This window comes from Massilia glaciei (genome assembly GCF_003011895.2).
In the GTDB taxonomy this organism is placed as follows: domain Bacteria; phylum Pseudomonadota; class Gammaproteobacteria; order Burkholderiales; family Burkholderiaceae_D; genus Telluria_A; species Telluria_A glaciei.
The window spans coordinates 1-561 of the sequence record NZ_PXWF02000208.1 but is presented as its reverse complement, the minus strand read 5'-3'; the positions used below and the strand labels follow the sequence as shown (position 1 = coordinate 561).

The 561-nt window shown below is 58.5% G+C and carries 1 protein-coding gene; it reads left to right on the top strand.

Features of this window, described 5'->3' with window-relative positions:
- The coding region (locus tag C7C56_RS12800) for a transporter substrate-binding domain-containing protein (RefSeq protein WP_502506495.1) at window positions 1-425 on the top strand (425 nt) is incomplete at its 5' end.
- Window positions 426-561: the final 136 nt, after the last annotated feature.

The following is a 561-nucleotide window of genomic DNA, read 5'->3' as shown; positions in this document are numbered from 1 at the left end:
CAAATATTGGCGGACGTAACATGGGGACGCAATGGTCCGACGCCGCCATCATGCGCAGCAATGGTTACACCGTGACGACATCGCTGCACTACGATGCGCTGTTTCCGATGCTGGCCCTGAACCGATTCGACTATTTCCCTCGCGGCTTGTACGAGGTCTGGAATGAGGCGGAGGTGCATCGGGACGAGGGTCTGCGCATCGAGAAAAACATCATGCTCTACTATCCCGCGCCTTTTTACTTCTTCGTCAATAAAAAGGATGTGGCGCTGGCCGAGCGGATCGAACGCGGCCTGAAAATGGCGCAGGAGGACGGCAGTTTCGATCGCCTGCTGCTCAGTTTCCCCTGGTTTGTACGTGGCATGCAGGAGCAGAAAAACAGCAAGCGCAAGCTGTTCGTGCTGGACGGGCCTGCCGCCCAGCCATGAGACGTCCGTACGATGCTGGTTAGCGGCTGGCCGGCCGGAAATTAGACAAGAAACCGCGCCGCTTCCGGCCGGTCCGAATCGGCCGAACTGCTGGGCAGCATATTGGGGCCTTGGCCTGTCCAACAAACGGTTCAGC